16 protein-coding genes are annotated in these 16052 nt (G+C 65.9%); 3 read left to right on the top strand and 13 right to left on the bottom strand.

What is annotated here, in order from left to right:
- Positions 1-14: 14 nt before the first annotated feature.
- The 13 genes from DES41_RS31440 to pilL2 all read right to left on the bottom strand — a co-directional run bounded on the left by DES41_RS31440 (position 15) and on the right by pilL2 (position 10540).
- The gene (locus tag DES41_RS31440; RefSeq protein ID WP_114471566.1) at positions 15-1136 is read right to left on the bottom strand and encodes a TIGR03749 family integrating conjugative element protein; all 1122 of its coding nucleotides are present in this window, start codon (positions 1134-1136) and stop codon (positions 15-17) included.
- Positions 1137-1143: 7 nt separating this feature from the next.
- Positions 1144-1932, bottom strand: a complete 789-nt coding sequence (locus DES41_RS31435; protein WP_114471565.1) for a PFL_4703 family integrating conjugative element protein — start codon at positions 1930-1932, stop codon at positions 1144-1146.
- Positions 1929-2438 (bottom strand): TIGR03750 family conjugal transfer protein, encoded by a 510-nt coding sequence (locus DES41_RS31430; RefSeq protein ID WP_114471564.1) that lies wholly within the window; start codon positions 2436-2438, stop codon positions 1929-1931. The genes DES41_RS31435 and DES41_RS31430 overlap by 4 nt, the downstream gene beginning before the upstream one ends.
- A gap of 18 nt (positions 2439-2456) precedes the next feature.
- Positions 2457-2894: a DUF2976 domain-containing protein gene (locus DES41_RS31425; RefSeq protein ID WP_170168347.1), complete on the bottom strand. Its 438-nt coding sequence runs from the start codon at positions 2892-2894 to the stop codon at positions 2457-2459.
- A gap of 149 nt (positions 2895-3043) precedes the next feature.
- Positions 3044-3295 carry a DUF3262 family protein gene (locus tag DES41_RS31420; protein WP_170168346.1) on the bottom strand — a complete coding sequence of 84 codons (252 nt, stop codon included), beginning with the start codon at positions 3293-3295 and terminating at the stop codon, positions 3044-3046.
- A 14-nt stretch (positions 3296-3309) separates the two neighbouring features.
- On the bottom strand, positions 3310-3684 hold the full coding sequence (locus DES41_RS31415) for an integrative conjugative element protein, RAQPRD family (protein ID WP_114471561.1): 375 nt from the start codon (positions 3682-3684) through the stop codon (positions 3310-3312).
- Positions 3685-3694: 10 nt separating this feature from the next.
- Positions 3695-4462: a TIGR03747 family integrating conjugative element membrane protein gene (locus DES41_RS31410; RefSeq protein WP_114471560.1), complete on the bottom strand. Its 768-nt coding sequence runs from the start codon at positions 4460-4462 to the stop codon at positions 3695-3697.
- Positions 4459-6762: a type IV conjugative transfer system coupling protein TraD gene (gene traD / locus DES41_RS31405; protein WP_114471559.1), complete on the bottom strand. Its 2304-nt coding sequence runs from the start codon at positions 6760-6762 to the stop codon at positions 4459-4461. Before traD ends, DES41_RS31410 begins: the two co-directional genes overlap by 4 nt.
- A complete protein-coding gene (locus tag DES41_RS31400) occupies positions 6759-7379 on the bottom strand; it encodes a DUF2859 domain-containing protein (protein ID WP_170168345.1) in 621 nt (206 codons plus the stop codon). The genes traD and DES41_RS31400 overlap by 4 nt, the downstream gene beginning before the upstream one ends.
- On the bottom strand, positions 7354-8217 hold the full coding sequence (locus DES41_RS31395) for a transglycosylase SLT domain-containing protein (protein ID WP_114471557.1): 864 nt from the start codon (positions 8215-8217) through the stop codon (positions 7354-7356). The genes DES41_RS31400 and DES41_RS31395 overlap by 26 nt, the downstream gene beginning before the upstream one ends.
- 5 nt (positions 8218-8222) lie before the next feature.
- Positions 8223-8813, bottom strand: coding sequence for a hypothetical protein (locus DES41_RS31390; protein WP_114471556.1), 591 nt, complete (start codon positions 8811-8813; stop codon positions 8223-8225).
- A gap of 1 nt (position 8814) precedes the next feature.
- Positions 8815-10047 (bottom strand): hypothetical protein, encoded by a 1233-nt coding sequence (locus tag DES41_RS38915; protein WP_211333123.1) that lies wholly within the window; start codon positions 10045-10047, stop codon positions 8815-8817.
- 7 nt (positions 10048-10054) lie between these two features.
- Positions 10055-10540, bottom strand: coding sequence for a PFGI-1 class ICE element type IV pilus protein PilL2 (gene pilL2, locus DES41_RS31380; RefSeq protein WP_211333122.1), 486 nt, complete (start codon positions 10538-10540; stop codon positions 10055-10057).
- Positions 10541-11537: 997 nt separating this feature from the next.
- On the opposite strand from pilL2, the gene DES41_RS38090 reads away from it, so the two are divergent.
- From DES41_RS38090 to mobH, 3 genes are all read left to right on the top strand, one after another.
- Positions 11538-12017 carry a hypothetical protein gene (locus DES41_RS38090; protein WP_147283003.1) on the top strand — a complete coding sequence of 160 codons (480 nt, stop codon included), beginning with the start codon at positions 11538-11540 and terminating at the stop codon, positions 12015-12017.
- 828 nt (positions 12018-12845) lie between these two features.
- Entirely contained in the window at positions 12846-13502 is a 657-nt protein-coding gene (locus DES41_RS31375; RefSeq protein WP_114471554.1) for a hypothetical protein, read from the top strand.
- Positions 13429-16038, top strand: coding sequence for a MobH family relaxase (mobH, locus tag DES41_RS31370; RefSeq protein WP_484280511.1), 2610 nt, complete (start codon positions 13429-13431; stop codon positions 16036-16038). Before DES41_RS31375 ends, mobH begins: the two co-directional genes overlap by 74 nt.
- The last annotated feature ends 14 nt before the right edge of the window (positions 16039-16052 follow it).

Raw genomic sequence — 16052 nt, 5'->3', positions numbered from 1 at the left:
TCCTTGCAGCAGCGCTACTGCAGACAGGCCTCGAAAGCCCGATCGCACACGAGGTACACGGCGGTGGTGTCGGTGTCCGATCCCGCTGCACCGACGCGCCCGTGCTGCGACGTCGCGGCGAGCCAGCGCCCGCGCAGCTGCTCCAGGGGAATCTCCAACGGGAACTTGCTGCGGTTGGTCACGCGCACGGCAGTGACGAACAACGGCCCGGACTTCCACTGTCCGAGCGGTGCGATCTCGGCGTTCACGCCGCGGATGAGGGCCGGAACCGGAGCGGTGGAGACCTCCACCTGGTTCACGCCCGGCGTTGCCCAGGCCAGGCGGCGCGGCGCGTAGAGCTGGCGGGCCGCGTGGCGGGTCAGCTGGACCATGTCGACGGCGGGCTGCTCCGGCGTGGTGTCCTTGTCCACTGCGGCACTGGCGTCCGCGCCCGCCTGCCCACCCGGCACCATCACGGAGACTTCCAGTTCGACCAGCTGCCCTTTGCCTTCAGCCCCGGTTGGCACCGCCACGGCCACGAAGTCCATCGGGACCTGCTGGCCAGTGTCGATGAGTTCGGCGACGATGCGGATCCGGTGGAATGGCGTCAGCGCCGTCACGTAGAGCGTGGGCCCGATGATCTCGATGCGCGCCACGTGTTCGATGTCCGCCGGGACGCTCAGCGCCGCCGGGGCAGGCAGCGTGATGAGCCTCTCCTGGCCCACATGTAGGTTGACCTGGACCGGCTCGCTGCGGAACACCGCGCGCTCCACGTCCGTCGCGGTGCGCGCTGCCCGGCGTACCGTGGGGCGAGCCTGGCCCTTCCCGCTGGGTTCGCCCACTTGCGCCGCCAACGCAGCGCGCTGGGCAGGGAGCAGACCACCAGCACTGGGTGCGGTGCCTCCACCCGCCGCATCAGCACGGCCCGCGGGCAATGTCTCGCCCAGATCCACGGGGCCATTGCGCTGTCCGGCACCGGACGGTGCGTCGGAAGCCTGCAGCATGTCCGGCGGCACGCTGCGAATGTCCAAGTCCTGGACCTGCTGGGCAACGCTCGGGCCCGCCAGCTGAAGCAGGCCAAGACAGGCCACCGAGACCAGGCTGGCACGCCGAACCGCAGTACGGCCGCGCGGGAAGAGGGGAGAGAGGTGGTGCATGACGTGCTCAGGGAAGTGGAGTGGACGCCTCGGCGCCTGGAGGACTCGGCATGGCCGTCGCCGGCGGCAGCGCCGTAGGCTCCACGCGTCCAGGCAGCTCAGGCGCATTGGGGCTGGCCGGTGGCTCGCCAGGCTTGGGGATGTGCGCCACCCGCATCTGCGCCTCGTCCAGCCGCGCCGGCCGCTCGGTGCCATAGCAGTCCACCGCAAGCTGCCAGGGATTGCGCTCGCGGTCGACGTCGAAGCGCACAACCCGGATCGGGTAGCGGATGAACACGTCTTTGACCGCTTGGCCGCGGTAGGTCTCCTGGATCTGCATGTCCAGGAACACGTTCCAGGCCATGCCGGCGTCGTCGGCGATCACGCGATTGGCCTGAAAACCCAGGCCCGGGATCTCGCTCATGTGCCGAGTGCGCTGACGCAGCTCGCCGGCCTTCTGGCGGGCCTGCAGGTCCCCTGTCAGCTGCGCGATGCAGCGTGGGGTGACGTAGTTCTGCACGCGGAAGATCTGCGCGCCGTAGTCGGTGGCACCGTCCGAGGACCAGCGGTTGACCTGCTGCCAGACGTAGTACGCGAAGGCGTAGACGTTCGCCGCAGGCACCAGCGACTCGCCTTCCTGCACCTGCACCGTGCTGCTGACCGCTACGCTGGGCAGCAGGTGCACGTTGAGGTTCTTGGGGACCTGGTAGGCCATGTAGGTGCCGAAGGCGCCCAGCAGGCCAACACCGCCGATGACCCACTTCAGCGTAGTGTTCAGACGGCGCTCAGCGGCCAGGGCGTTGAGGTAGTTGCTCATGCGCCTTGCTCCAGTTCATTTGCGAGCAGGGCGGTGCGCGCCAAGGCCGGTAACGGCCCCGGCGCGGCTGGTGCAGGTGACGGCGCCGGCGACGGTTCCGACCCCGGCGTCAGCGAGGCCCGCAGCGACAGCGTGTCGGTACGTCCGATGCTCCAGTAGCCGGCGTGGCGAATGAACCGCGCGTGGCTCAATCCATGGCGCGACAGCCACAGCTGCAGTGCATGGCCGTAGTAGCCGTCCGGCCGGTCGCGCTTGATCTTCTGCAGCCACATCGAGCCGAACCACAGCGTGCCGATGGTGGCGATGAGCGGCGCCAGGAGGAGCTGCCACAGGCCACTCGCGTAGATGACCATGCCGGTCCCCAACGTGTAGAGGAACAGCGACAAGCCTCCCAGCCAGCTCGCCTCACTGGCGGTCATCCCGTGCAGGATGGCCGGCTCTGAGTTGACCCTGTCCGTCAACGGCACACGGCCGTCGCCATCGTCGTCGAGAAGCCTGTCGCTCATGCTCGTGCCCGTCCGCGATCAGCTCATCGTGGAGACCGCGTAGCCGCCCAGCAGCACGACGACCACCGACGACAGGATCACCATCACGAAGTACTCCTTCAGGTCGCCGATCTGGGCCCGGCCGTTGGAGTAGTCCTTCCACTTGGTGATCAGGCCCATGATCCCCTGCAGGAAGAACCATGCGCACAGGACCAGCACGATGATCGCGACGACGGCCACGAAGATTGCACCGATCGTGCCGATCCAGTCGCCTTGCTGCACAGCCGCGCCGCCCACGCCGGTCGCCGGCGTCGCAATGGTCGGCAAGGCCGCCAAGGCCGGCTGGCTCATCAGGGTGGCCAGGGCGGCCGCTCCTGCAGTGCCTGCTGTGCTTGCGATAGGCAAGCTCTTCAGCGCGCGCAGGCGATCTCGGGCGCGTCGCGCGACGGCGACCAGGGGTTCGAACTTGGGTTGCATCGGAAACTCCGTGTGGTGCTTGAGGTCAGAAAGCCTGCGAGACGAATGGGCTCCGACCCCAAGGGGTCGGCGCCGCAGTACCCGCGCAGGGACCGGGTACTGTTCAAGGTCAGGACGCTGGAGGCGGAACATCGGCAACACTGGGTGCCTCACAGCCAGGCCAGCAGCACCAGCAGCACGACGACTGGAAGCGCGACGCTGGCAAGGGAGTGCGCCGCCTCGTGGGCCTCGATGTCGTTCGCGCGGTAGTCCGCCACGATGCGATTGACCAGCCACAGCGCGACCAGCAGAACCACCGCGGCGCAGATCGACACGATCACGAACTTCATCGTGGCGGGCGCAACACCGGAGCCGGCGGCGAAGGCGTTGGAGAGGGCGTGCAACATGACCTGGGGATGCATGGCTGGGCTGCGCGCTACTGGCGGTAGTCGCCGCGCAGCGGCGGCACCGGCCGCGGCTGCCGCGGTGCGTCCGTGTGCTGCGTGATGCCTTCGCGCACGAGCAGCAGGTCTCGCTGCAGCCATTCGTACCGAAACCGCACCCGCTGACCTGTCGGCTTGGTCTGCGCCGCAGCTGCGACCATCACCTCGAGCTGGGCAATCTCGTGGGCGATCCGGGCCAGCTGCTCGCGTTCGAGCTCTTCGTCAGCGGCATGCGCACCGGTCGGGACGAAGGCCGCAGCTGCGGCTAGGATCGCGAACCCCAACGACGCATCGGTGAGATTGCGCAGCGCGGAGATGTGGAAGGACTGGGCAGAGGATTGAGCGGTGGGTTGAGAGCAATCTCGCATGGGATGCCTTTCAGACGTACTTCTTGAAGGCGGCCAGCGTGGTAGACAGCGTGGCCGCCACGAGCACCGTGAACACCAGGACCATCAAGGCGGGGTTGAACCCGCCGAAGGGCCAAGCCAGGTACAGACCGAAGCCGCCCGTGAGCGACCAGACCGTGTACCTCTTCGCGTGGTGGTAGATGAAACTGGACTCCCGCCCGCCGCCCCAGCGGCGCAGGTCTCGCCGCACCAGGCCGTCCACCGCGCCCAGCAGGCAAGCAAGCGCAAAGGCCGGCAGCGCGAAGATGGCGATCGACATGCGCAGCAGCACGTCCTGCGCGACGAACATCGAGATCAGCGCGATCCGGCTCATGGTCCGGCTGGCATAGACGGTGCCGTTGTGCAGGCCGCGGGTAAGGGCTTGCTGGCCGGTACCGGTGGAACGGTCGATCTGCTGCTGCGCCGGCCCGTTGTGCCGCTGGTACCAGCGCACGATGCCGAGGGCTACATACGGCTGCGCCACGCGGCGCACGACCTCGTGGGAGAACGCCACCGTGTCCTCCACCAGCAGGCTGCTCGGCGCCGCGGCGATGTACTCCAGGTCCTGCTGGACGATGCGCTGCGCGTGGGCCTCGCCTTCATCCTTCCAGAAGCTGTAGATGCCGACCACCTCGATGGCCACGCCCGTGAACCAGGCGAACACGGCCACCATCACGAGGCCGATCGAGACCTCGAAGACCAGCATCACGGGCCCTCGGGTCTCAGGCCGCACGGGGCCACGCTGGGGAGGAGCGTTCATGCGTGGTGCCCCAGTACGTTGCCAAGGACTGCCCCATGCGAGAGCACGCTCTGGTCATCGCGCTCTGCGGGCGCCACGCCCCCTGCACCCGGCTCATCGGCAAACACGTCTGCGGTGGCCAAGTCGGTGGCGATCAGGCCTGTGGCCGCGCCGCCGAGCGGATGGGCACTTAGCCAGTCCTCGCTCGCCGCCCAGTGCTCACTGGTGCGGTAGCGCTTCTTCATCTCGATCGCCACCTTGCGCATGGACGCGGGCACGAACGGATCGTTGGTCGAGTCCGCTAGCGGGATGCGGATCTTGAAGCGCCGGTTGCCTTCCAGCAGCGCGAAGGCGTGGCCCTGCGGGAGCTGCAGGATGTCCGCCGCCTCGATCAGCGGCACCTTGGTCGTGGTGACGATGTCGTCGTTGCGGGACGTGAAGTCCACGCCGGTGCCCTGGGCCGCGGTGTCGGTCACGCCGGACATGGGCGTCAGGTGCACGACGTTCACCTGCGGCACCTGCTCGGCCAGCAGGTTGGCCGTCGCGATGCTGCGCACGCGCAGCATGACCAGGTGGTTGAAGTTGTCCAGGATCTGCGCGGCCTTGGCCTTGTCGCCGACCTTGGCCTCGAAGTCGAACAAGGACTGGGTGTACGCCGAGATCCGAAAGCCCGAGCCGCCCAGCTTGTTCACCATGGGCACGAACTCGGGCCCAGCGATCTCGTTGACCTCATCGAAGTGGCAGCAGACCGTTGGCAGCACCACCTTGCCGTCCTCGCGGTGCGGATCCAGGCCGGTCTTGTAGAGCTTGCCGCCCACGCTCACCAGATCGGCCAGCATGGAGTTGCCGACGGCGGAGGACACGACCGAGTCGGACAGGGCATCCAGGCCCACGTACACGATGCCGCCCTGGCGGATCACGGACATCCAGTCGAAGACCGGTCGCTCGTCGTCCGGATCGAAGTAGTCTGGCGAGATCAGCTTGCCGACGGCGCCGCTGGTGAGCTTTTCCAGGAACGGCCCGAGCGAGGCGATGATCTTTTCGTAGAAGGAACGGTCGTACGAGACCGCGCCGACCAGCCCGTGCAGCACGCTGTCCACGTGGCGCGACTCCTTGATCCAGTGGATCATGGCCACCACATCGGGCGTGCGCGTCTGGATCGGGCGGTCCACGGCGATCTTCTTGGCCATGACCTGGGCCTCGATGGCCGCCAGGCGCTGCGCAAAGTCCGTGAACTGGCCCTGCGCCGCGCAGGTGCGAAACACCATGTGGGCGTACTCCATGAAGAGCGGCTCCACGTCCGTGACGTCACGCAGCAGCGTGGAATAGGTAGGGATGCGGCCCAGGGCCACCTGGGCCTGCGCCACGATGTTGGTGAAGCGCCAGCTAAATTCTTTGAACGCGGCGCTGTTGCCAGAGGACGGCAGGGCATTCGTGGCACGCGCGGCGACCTCGGTGATGCGCGCGAAGTTACCGATGCCGTTGTAGCGTGCGGAGATCTCCGGGAACCCGAGGTGGAACAGGTAGAACTGGTCCTCTCGGCCGGCCCGGCGGGCTTCTGCGTATAGGCGCAGCATCAGGTCCGCGTCGCCCTTCGGGTCGATCACGATGACGACTTGCCCGGCATGGATATCTTGCGTCGCCAGTAGCTCCAGCAGCCGGGTCTTGCCGACCCGCGTGGTCCCTTTGACCAGCAAATGGCCGGCCCGGACCGACTGCCGAAGCGCGATCGGCTTCTCCTGCAGCGCGCCGACGCCGTGCAGGACGGGCGAGCCGCCCAGGTCGATGTTGGGGTACAGCGGGTTAAGAGCGCCGCCAGCGCTGGTCAAGCTGCGCAGGCAGCGGGCCCGCAAGGGCAGGGCGGTGCCCAGGTTCTGTGCCGTGCCGATGTCCGCCTCGACGGACGCCATCAGCCGCGTGCCGACCGCGGACAGCCGCTTCTCCAGACCGGAAGGGCGCACGAACGGCTCGGCATCCTTGCGCTCCGCATCCAGCTTGCGCTGCGTGTGCTGCGGTGTCCACTCGAAGCCGTCGCCCAGGTAGAGGTGCTGGCTGCGGTCGACAGGGAGCCGCGAGGGCGCTACCCGCGTGATCTTGTTGAACTTGAGCCCGCGCTGGTAGCGAACGACTTCCAGGGCCTGGCGCAGCCGACGCCAGCCAAAGCCTGCGGCCAGAACCGCAGCTACCCAACCCAGAGCTGGCGGCATCATGAGCGCCCACGGCGCGCAGACCGCCAGGAACGCGATGCCGAAGGCCACCGCCGCGCTCCACAGCTCGATGGGCGGGCGCAGCTTGGCTTCCAGGACGGAATGCGCGCTCATTGCTGACCTCCGGCGGCGACCGGGACAAAACCCGGGTCATCCATCGGCAAGATCTGCCGGGCCACGCCGTCCGTGCCGATCAGCAGCGGGTACACGTCGGCGCCCGCAGCGCGCAACCGGTCTTCGATCCAGCTGCTATTGCGCAGCACGATGGGCAGCCCAGGCAGCATCGAGCGGGCAAGGGCCAGGTACTGGGGTGCATGCGCCTGAACCACGACGACCTTTGCATCGATGGCAGCCAGCCGAGCACGGTGCAACAGCAGCCAAGCCATCGAGTGCCGGTCCGTTCCAGTGACCACCAGGGCCTGCGTCAGCAAGCTGCGATCGAACACGGGCACTTCGTGTGGCAGCACGCCACGCTTCAGTGAGCTGGTGACAGGGAAGGCCCCGGGCTTTGCGCCGTCCGAGGCCGCGCCACCGTCCCATCCGGTGGATGCCTCAGGCACGCTGCCGGGAACGGCCAGGTACGGCTGGATCGGTATCGATCGGCCGCTGTCGAACACAGCCTCCACCGGTGCGGCGTGGGCGACGCCGGCAAACAGCACGGGCAGGCAACCCGCAAGCCGCGGGATGGTCAGGGACGGACGCGCATCAAACACGTCGAGCTCCCGGGCCATCGGACTGCTCGGCGATGGCGGCGGCGAGCGTGTGCCCATGTCGCTGCAGGCGCCGTTCCACAGACGCCAGGTAGCGCTGAGCGCGCCCGCGACGCTCGGCCGTGTTCAGATTGCCTGCGTGGTAGAGCTGGATCGCCAGGCGCCAATCCCCGTGGGTGCGACGCAGATCGGCCAGCAGCTGGGCCCCCACATCCAGGTTGATGTACGGGTCCAGCGCGCGCTCGACGGTCTGCAACCTGTCCTGGTGCCAACGCCAGTTCACCTGCATCGGGCCACAGTCCACGTTCGTGAGGCCCGCGCGCAGGTAACGCCGCAGAGCGGCGCGTGCGGCTTGCGCATCCCGGTGCCGCTCGGGCCGGCCACCCACGTTCAGGGTCCAGGGGTAGGGCAGGGCCGTGCGGCCAATCGTGAGCTGCGATTCCTGCAGGGCGATGCCGTACATGAGCCACGCAGAGATACCGTGCCGTGCGGCCGTCCGCTCGAATGCCGCTGGCGGTCGGCCCAGCGAGGCACCTGGTTTGCCCGGCGCGAGCGGCTTCTGATCTTGCGGCGCGGGCTGCACCCGCGATCTGGCTGGCTCAACGGGCTCCAGCCTGCGGGTCTCGTGCGGCGGGTAGAGGTGAACGGACTGGCCGCTGGGTGGAGCGCTTTGTGGAACGCTGAGCGGGCTGGCCGCGCTCGATGCCGGCGGGGCTGGGCGCAGAAAGTGGAGGTAGCTCAACGGGCGCAGCGCGGTGTTGGCCATCGCCGGCAGCGCGGCACATGCCAGCAGCGGCAGCACGCCAGCGCGCAGTGCCGCACGCCGGTGGACGAAGGGGGGAGTGGTCGCGCTGGTCATCGTTCTCAGCGAGTGCGCTGCACCGGGGAGGAGGTCTGCGGCGTAGCGAAGCGTGCCCGCGAAGACGGCCCCGTGGCGCCTGGTTCGGTCACCAGGCTGCGCGGGACATTGCCGATGTCCGCCGAGCCAGTCGGCGCGACGACACCCGATGCGCCCGCGTACGACACCATCGGTGTGCCGCCCGCCAGCCGCTCCATGGCAGTCTGGTACGCCTGCCCGAAGGCCAAGGTGCGCTTGACGTCCTCGAAAACGGCGTGTGCGAACTTATCGGCGTACTTCTGCCGCTCGGCCTCGCTGCGCGCGTGGATGCCGAGGACCTCGACCGGGGACATGTTGGGGATCGAGAACGCGCTGCGCGGCCCCTGCATCAGGACCTTGGCGCGCAGCATCTCCCCGTAATCCAAGCCCCACATCTCAGCGACCATGCGCTCGCTGTCGGAAAGCTTGAGAGCGGCTTCCCGTGCGCCCTGCGTCTGGGCAGACTCGATCTGTGTTCGGGTTTCCCTGGTCTGTGCCCAGGGACTACCGGACATGAGCGCCAAGGTCGCGGCGACCACGAGCGGGAAGGTGCGTGGCCGTGCATGGACTCGGGCCATCTCAACCACCTTCCTTGACGTTCATCGTGAACGTGGTGCCGGCCGCGCTGAACGTGGCTTGCCCGGTCACGGGATCCGCATGCAACAGCGACACGCCGTTGTGCGAGTCGCCAGGCCGCAGCACGCGTGTGCGCCGGTCAGCGGAGTCGCCGGTACCGACCACTACGGAGGGAACGCCGCCCCACACGTCCACGGCCAGCAGCTGGCCGGCGCGGGATCGGGCTTCGGCCGCCGGCGTTGGCTTGGCGGCCGCCGCCAGATCACCGGAGCTCGTGCGTGCCCTGACGGCGGGCGTCGATGGCCGCGGGCGTGCAGGGATTTGCTGCCGCTGAGCCGAAGTTGCCAAGCTCGCGGAGCCCGACATCTGGGCCTGGATCAGATCCAGTCGGGACTCGATGGCCGCCAGCTTCGCCATGATCTCCGGGCTTGCAGCATCGCGCATCGCGATGGGCGTCAGCCCATGCGAGGGGTCCGAAGCAGCGGGAGTGCCCTCTGAGTCCGCGGAAGCGTGGTCCGTTTGGCCTGCTCCAGGCTCCTGCGTCACGTCTGCAGGTGCATCCGAAGTCGGCGTGGCGACCGTGGGCTCGACGGATGGCAGCTTCGGCTCGGCAGGGATATCGGAGCCCGCACTTGCTGGCGCTGGTCCACGGTCCTGCGCGCGTGCAACTTCATCATGCGGTTCGGCGGCCCCACGGTCAGGGCTACCGTTGAGCCACTGCGCGGCGACCTGGGTGACCTGCTTGGGATCGACCTTGCCCGAGGTGCCGAAGTAGATGGCCGCAGCTGCAACGACCACGACCAGCACTCCGATGCCCGCCGCCTTGCCACTGCCACCACCGGAAGAGCCGGAGGAGCCATGGAACCGGGCGCCCGACGCGGCCGGCGTGGAAGTCGAGCCAAACCCTTTGCCAGCGGCAGAGAAGCCGAATCGCGCCCGGTGCCCCGTCGGCCCAGCAGGGATCGCCCCTGCCGCACCCGCCGCACCTGCCGCACCTGCCGCACCTGCCGCACCTGCCGCACCTGCCGCACCTGCCGCACCTGCCGCACCTGCCGCACCTGCATTTTTTCCGCCTTGGCCAACACCACGCCGCTGAGCGCCTTGTCCACGAGCAGCAGAGCCTTCCTGGCTCAGCAGCTCTTCCTTTTCGCGACGCAGCCGCTCTTCCTCTTCCTGCACGCGCAGGCGCTCGTCCTCGATGCGCTGGGCGTCCTGGGCCATCTGGTCTTGGTTCATCGATGCCTCACTCGATGGGTTGACCAGCGGCAGCTGGAGGTGCAACAGGGAAGGTCCGCGCTTGCTCTCTGGCTTGTTCAGGCTCAACGGATGCAGTTGAAGCAGTCACATCCGAAATGCCGCGTTGGACCTGCGGCGCCTCTTCAGCGGCTGAAGCGGTCGGCGTCAGTGCGCCGGTGAACCAGACCCGTCGCTGCGCGTGATCGGCATGCCAGTGCCACGCCGATCCGACCAGCAGGTCCAGCACAGCCTGAAGCCTGTACGGCCCGACCTGGCGTTGCGACTCGGGAAGCGGCAGCCGCAAGAAGCTCTGCGCAGGCTCTGCGAGCCCGCTCTGCTCGAGCCTGTACCCGCTACGCAGTAGCGCGTGCTGGACGGCTTCACCGACGGTGGCAACGGTTGACCGGGGGAACGTGATGGCCACCACCACGTCGAGCGGCTGCGCGAGCTCGGACGGCGGCCGAGCGAGAGAGGTCGTGTAGCGACCCAGCACGAGCTCGTCGCCTCCCGATCGAGCCGCGGCTACAGACACCTGCGCTGCGGCAGCCTGCCACGCCGCTGCGCCACAGACCAGCAGCGTCAGGTTGCACAGATGGGCTCGCCACGGACCTGGACCGTGGTCTTGCCAAGTGCTGCTTGCTCGTGCCATTCCCAAGTTCTCCATGCGGTGAAGAAAGGGGCCCGGCCGGATCGATGCGAACCAGCCGGGCCAAGGTGGCACCGAGGCGCCGACAGTGCCCGCAGTGTTCTTGTCCAAAGGCCGGAGCTCAACGCGAAACCTGCGGCAACGTGCGAGGCGGTTCTCGCTTGACAAGAGGGCAGTGGATCGGTATCCGCTCGCGACGGACTGCGGCGATGCAACGAGAGATGCGGAACGCCGAAAGGGCGGGCCGCCCGGGGGGCCGGGCGGCGGACGGGGAAGGGCGCTCTACGGGGTTAATGGCCCAACCCAAAGGGCGCGCCGTCTCCTCGACGCTCGTCGACGGCGCAAGGGCTCTACGGGCAAGGGCAGTCCCTACGGGAGAACTACAGGTGTCAAAGGCGCGGTCGCCGCCGGGGGCGCGCCGACCGCGAAACGCGTGATCTCAAAAGACCGTAAAACGCCAAGCACCTAGCACACGCATCGCATCGCATCGCATCAGTGTGCAAACAGCGGCATGCGTAGATGTACTGAAAACCTTCATTCAACTTGTCTCGCACAACAAGTTACTGCACTACATTTGACTGCTGAAGGCGACCACGACTCCTCTCACGGCGCAGGAAGTGGAGTTTTGGCGGACAACTGAGTCGCGCCCGTTTGGAAATTCGCTGCACACCAGTGTCTAACCTCAGATGAGAAGGTCTTGACTAACTCGTTTGAAGTGGTGGATACGCACTACTCGCACAGCCGTTAGGCTGCAACCCATCTTTTGAAAGTTAGATGGTAGTTTTGGAAATTCAGAGCCGATGATTATCTTTTTTCAATTGACGACCATTGTTAGGCCCACCCCATGAGCGCGTTTCGTTCAGCACTAGTTCAGACGATTCTAAAAGCGTTGGTATGGATCACTCTATGGGGTACCTTGGGACTTTCCCAACTGGGACTTTTCGGCTCCTACTTTCGAATCGAAATTTCCACAGTCGGTAGTTCCGCACTGGACCCCAGGACTGCCATTTACATAACTGCCTCAGTCGCCCTTATCATTCTTTATATTTTCCTCCTCACATGGCGTAAACGTAAAAACAATTTACTCAGAGTTGCAGGTTTTTGTGCTATTTGGGTAGACGAGGCAGCGGGATTCGCCGGCCATCTGGCGGGAGCACTCTTCTTTTTTGGTCCATACGAGAAGGTGAAATTAGCTATTGCCGTATTTATAGCTGCCTTTGTAGTTGCATTGATTGCAAAGTGGGTTACAGAGAAAGAATCTCAGCAGCTAAAAAGGGAGGAGAAAGCTCGGCCAGATGCCCAGTCGGCGATTCCGCTAGATTGAAGCGAGAACTGGCGTCGAGTACAGTGACTATTGCTTGCGAACTCCAGAATCGATGTGCCACCGATGCTGGCATGGAGAATCTCACTAGCCGCGCTGATCTTGAAGTTAAAATTCAATCACAACGCGGTCTAGCTGGTCGTCGATGCCGTTTCCGGCTGTAACGTCATGCATGAAAGCCGCGGCGCTATTCTTGCGAAAGAGAGGCCAGGCATTCGTCTTTTGGTTGAAGATTTACCAATAGAGGCATACGAATGACCACGTCCAAGAATAGTCGGAGCGCCGTTGCATGGAGAAGACTTGACATTGGGAGAAAATCCATCAACCGTCGCCGGGCGAATTTCTTTCCGCCTGACGTCCCACTCGCTTCTTCTATTGACCGAAGTCTTATATAGATCCCGCTAAGAGCTTATAGCCGCCTAACAGGCATATAGCCGCAAGACGGCTTACACGAAGATTTTCCAACCATTCGGTAAAAATTTCGAAATTTAGCTAAATGCGATAGCTTCGACTAACGGCCTGGATTCTCAAAAATAGAAAGCAACCCTCCAGCAATCACGCGCTCAAAATAGAGCCGCGCCATATTCTTGAATCTATTCGACGGCCCTCACCTTGACAAGGAAAACGAGGCTACTTTATTGGCTAACCCGTCTGAGGTCTTCAGGTGCAAAGTTGATCAAGCACTTCACCAGCCAACTACCAGAAACGGTGGCTCGCATCAAGCGAAATCCCCGCGCGATGTATCCGCGGAATGCGCAAGACCGTTACACAGGCTCCGACTAGAGTGCGCTGACGATGACCACCACGCCCGTCCCAAGACTGGGAGCTCAGATGGAACCTCTTCCTTCCAACAACGAGTACCCCCGCTTCGGGCGCTCCACGCTGGACCAAACGCACGCACCGTACGCGATCGTCATGCAGCTGCAACAGCTGGGTCTGAGCGAATGGGCCGGTACGGTGCTCAGCTGGTTGGGCCGCTACGACGGACTGGAGGAACACCTTCACATTGAGTCGAACCAGGCCATCGCGATGCGCGATGCGCTGATGCGCTTCGCCATCGAGACGCCCAAGCCCGAAGCCGGGACGACGCTCACGCCGCAGGCGCTGCGCGAGCTCAAGGCGGCCATCGTCGAGGACCTGCTGCAGCTCGATTTCGTGCGCACGATCGCCTACTGGGGCCCGCTGTTCGAAAAGCGCATCGTCTGGAACCCGCTGGAGATCTCCTGGCTCGGATTCCTCGACATCCTGCCGATCTCCGACGACCGCGAAGGCGAGGAGTGCCTCATGGTGATCACCAAAGAGGAAGCCGATCCAGCACACCTGCAGGCCATCCATGACCTGCTGATGGGCGGCCCGGCGCCAGAGAACTCCACCGACACAGGGCCCGGCCCTGCGCCCATGCCACAGGCGCCACATGTACCGCACGTGCCGCAAGTACCACGTGCGCCGCGGCCTGGCCGTGCCAGCGATGGCCAGGCCGACCACTGAGGCAGCGTCGGTACTGCCGCACCTCGCACAGATCCTGCGCGCCAACTGGCGCAGGTGGCTTGGACTGCCCGCGCAGCCGCACAAGTCTGCAACAGCGGTCGGCCCCGCGCCCTCGCCTGAGCCTGTCTCCGCCACACCGATTCGCGTGCAGGGTGCTGCACCAGGGTGGCTGTGCGTCCTGCCTGCCCAAGAGCTGCTGCAGGTGGTCCAGGCAGACAAGGCCTTGCGCGAAATCTGGCGCAGAACGCGCTTGGCGCAGCCGGTCTGGCAGCGCGACTGCCTAAGCGCCATCCACCGCTACGCTGAGTTTGTGCAACTGCTGCCAGCGTCCGAGGCGCACCACCACGCGCACGCAGGCGGCCTCCTGGCGCACACCATTGAGATGCTGCTGGCCGCGCTGGCCTGGCGGGGTGGCCGGTTACTCCCTGAAGGTGCACCGATCGAGATCATCGACGCGCAGCGCGACGAATGGACCCTCGTCGTCTTCTACAGCGCGCTGCTGCACGACATCGCCAAGCCCATGTCCGACCTCATGGTGTCCTGGCGCACCGTGGGCATGGCCGATGGCGTGCGCTGGCAACCCATGTCCGGGTCGCTGAACCAGGTCGCCGCCGGCAAGACGGGCGCGGAGTACCTGGTGGAGTTCACGCCCAAGTCGCTGCGCGACTACCGCGCGCACTCGCGCCTGGCCATGCTGCTGCTGCCGCACATCGCGTCGGCCACGGCCTTGGCATTCCTCGCGCGCCAACCTGCGGCATTTGAAGCCCTGCAGCGCTACCTCTCTGGCGAGGACAAGGACAGCCTCGTGGCCAGGATCGTGCGCGAGGCGGACAAGGCCTCGACGCGGCGCGCGCTGCAGCACGGCAGCCGCGCGCGGTTCGCCACTGCCACAGCGGTACCCTTGGTGGATCTGCTGATGCAAGCCGTGCAGGACATGCTGCGCAAGGGAACGGAGCTGCCGCTCAACCGTTCGGGCGCTGCCGCATGGGTGTTCGAGGACTCCATCTGGTTCGTCGCGAAACGGCTCGCGGATGCCACCCGCGGCTGGATCAAGGCCAATGCACCGGACGAAGCTGTTCCAGGCGATGACAAGAACGACCGGCTCTTCGACACGTGGCAGGAATACGGCTGCCTGGTGGCCAACCCGCAGTCGGGGCAGGCCATCTGGTACGTGACGGTGCACGGGGAAGGCGAGGATGGCGCATCTGCGCAGGGTGAGGGCGCGCCCACGGGCTATGCCCACAGCCTGAGCGTTCTGCGCTTTCCGCTGTCCAAGTTCTACGCGGATCCGGAGCACTACCCACCGGCCATGCGTGGCCGCATCGAGGTGTTGGCCAAGCGCGGGGCGAAGGACGAAGCTGCAGCACTCGCCTCCGACGGCGGACCTGCGACATCTGGGACATCCGCACGCTCTGCCACGCTTGCGCCACTGAGCGGCGTCGCGATGCGGGAGGGCGGGATGCCTCAACCGTCCATGGAGCAGCGAGAGGAAACTGTTGCAGAGGCCGGCACGCGCAAGGCTGCGCCAGTGGTATCCAACTCGCCAGAAGCTGCAGCAGTTGCTCAAGCCAGCAAGCCCGCGAATCGCAACGACCCGCTGCACAAGGCCCCTGCATTCAACAAGCCAAGAGCGGCAGGCGCCAAGAACAGCGGGAACACCTTGGCACCGGCACCGGCAGCGCCCGCATCCTCCAGTGACCAGGTAGAGCACGCACCAGCAGCTGCCCGCCAAGAACACGCGGTGCCAATGCCCCGCGAGCCGATCTTCGGCGAGTTCGGCGTCGACGAATTTCTCGATCCGGACGACGCCGCTGAGGATCAGCGCAGCGGGCGCGCCAAGAAGGACAGGCAGCTGGCCCGCAGCTCCATCATCGACGAGCCAGAGGCCGTCGAGCCACCACCGCAGGAGCAGCCGAGCACCGCTGAGACCTTCAACCCGACGCTCACCTTCGGCCGCGATGGTGCAGCGGACGACGGCGCTGGCCTATTGCTTCGACCAGGCGGCATGTTCAGCAGCGCTGTCGCTGATCAAGAGCGCACCGCTGGCACTAGGCAGGAGCCCCAGCGCGCCGAAGCCAGCGAGTCGATGCCGCAGGCCGTGCTGCTCAGGCCCAATCTGCCGATGATCCCCAACGGCGCTGGCAAGCAGCCGAAAGCCTCTGATGCTGCGCTGGAGTTCATGCGCTGGGTGCAGACATCACTCGTCGACCGCTCGATCAAGTACAACGAGAGCGGCGCGGTCGTGCACTTCGTGCCGCAAGGCATGGCGCTGGTTTCGCCGCTGATCTTCAAGCTGTTCGCCGAGAGCTGCGTGGGCGCGGACGGCCCATCCGACGAGATCGCCATGCAGGTGCAAAAGGACGTGATCCGTGCGGGCTGGCACATGGCCGGACCGAACCGCACCAACATCATCAAGTTCACGGTGCACGGCCGTGGCGATGCCGTGGTCGGCAAGCTGGCAGCGGTCGTGCTGTGCGAGCCTGGCAACTGGGTGCAGCCGGTGCCGCCGAGCAACCCGGCTCTGCGCGTGGCGTGATGCAGCGCGATGCT

The sequence above is a fragment of the Pseudorhodoferax soli genome (assembly GCF_003337555.1).
Taxonomy (GTDB): domain Bacteria; phylum Pseudomonadota; class Gammaproteobacteria; order Burkholderiales; family Burkholderiaceae_C; genus Pseudorhodoferax; species Pseudorhodoferax soli.
The sequence above is the reverse complement of the archived record's forward strand: the minus strand, read 5'-3'. Positions and strand labels throughout refer to the sequence as shown.

Coding starts and splice junctions, on each gene's coding strand:
- DES41_RS31415 (WP_114471561.1), bottom strand. CDS start 3,684: ATGCGAGATTGCTCTCAACCCACCGCTCAATCCTCTGCCCAGTCCTTC.
- DES41_RS31425 (WP_170168347.1), bottom strand. CDS start 2,894: ATGCAACCCAAGTTCGAACCCCTGGTCGCCGTCGCGCGACGCGCCCGA.
- DES41_RS31435 (WP_114471565.1), bottom strand. CDS start 1,932: ATGAGCAACTACCTCAACGCCCTGGCCGCTGAGCGCCGTCTGAACACT.
- DES41_RS31375 (WP_114471554.1), top strand. CDS start 12,846: ATGGAACCTCTTCCTTCCAACAACGAGTACCCCCGCTTCGGGCGCTCC.
- DES41_RS31395 (WP_114471557.1), bottom strand. CDS start 8,217: ATGACCAGCGCGACCACTCCCCCCTTCGTCCACCGGCGTGCGGCACTG.
- DES41_RS31430 (WP_114471564.1), bottom strand. CDS start 2,438: ATGAGCGACAGGCTTCTCGACGACGATGGCGACGGCCGTGTGCCGTTG.
- mobH (WP_484280511.1), top strand. CDS start 13,429: ATGTACCGCACGTGCCGCAAGTACCACGTGCGCCGCGGCCTGGCCGTG.
- DES41_RS31420 (WP_170168346.1), bottom strand. CDS start 3,295: ATGCATCCCCAGGTCATGTTGCACGCCCTCTCCAACGCCTTCGCCGCC.
- DES41_RS38915 (WP_211333123.1), bottom strand. CDS start 10,047: ATGAACCAAGACCAGATGGCCCAGGACGCCCAGCGCATCGAGGACGAG.
- DES41_RS31390 (WP_114471556.1), bottom strand. CDS start 8,813: ATGGCCCGAGTCCATGCACGGCCACGCACCTTCCCGCTCGTGGTCGCC.
- traD (WP_114471559.1), bottom strand. CDS start 6,762: ATGAGCGCGCATTCCGTCCTGGAAGCCAAGCTGCGCCCGCCCATCGAG.
- DES41_RS31440 (WP_114471566.1), bottom strand. CDS start 1,136: ATGCACCACCTCTCTCCCCTCTTCCCGCGCGGCCGTACTGCGGTTCGG.
- DES41_RS31400 (WP_170168345.1), bottom strand. CDS start 7,379: ATGGCCCGGGAGCTCGACGTGTTTGATGCGCGTCCGTCCCTGACCATC.
- DES41_RS38090 (WP_147283003.1), top strand. CDS start 11,538: ATGAGCGCGTTTCGTTCAGCACTAGTTCAGACGATTCTAAAAGCGTTG.
- DES41_RS31410 (WP_114471560.1), bottom strand. CDS start 4,462: ATGAACGCTCCTCCCCAGCGTGGCCCCGTGCGGCCTGAGACCCGAGGG.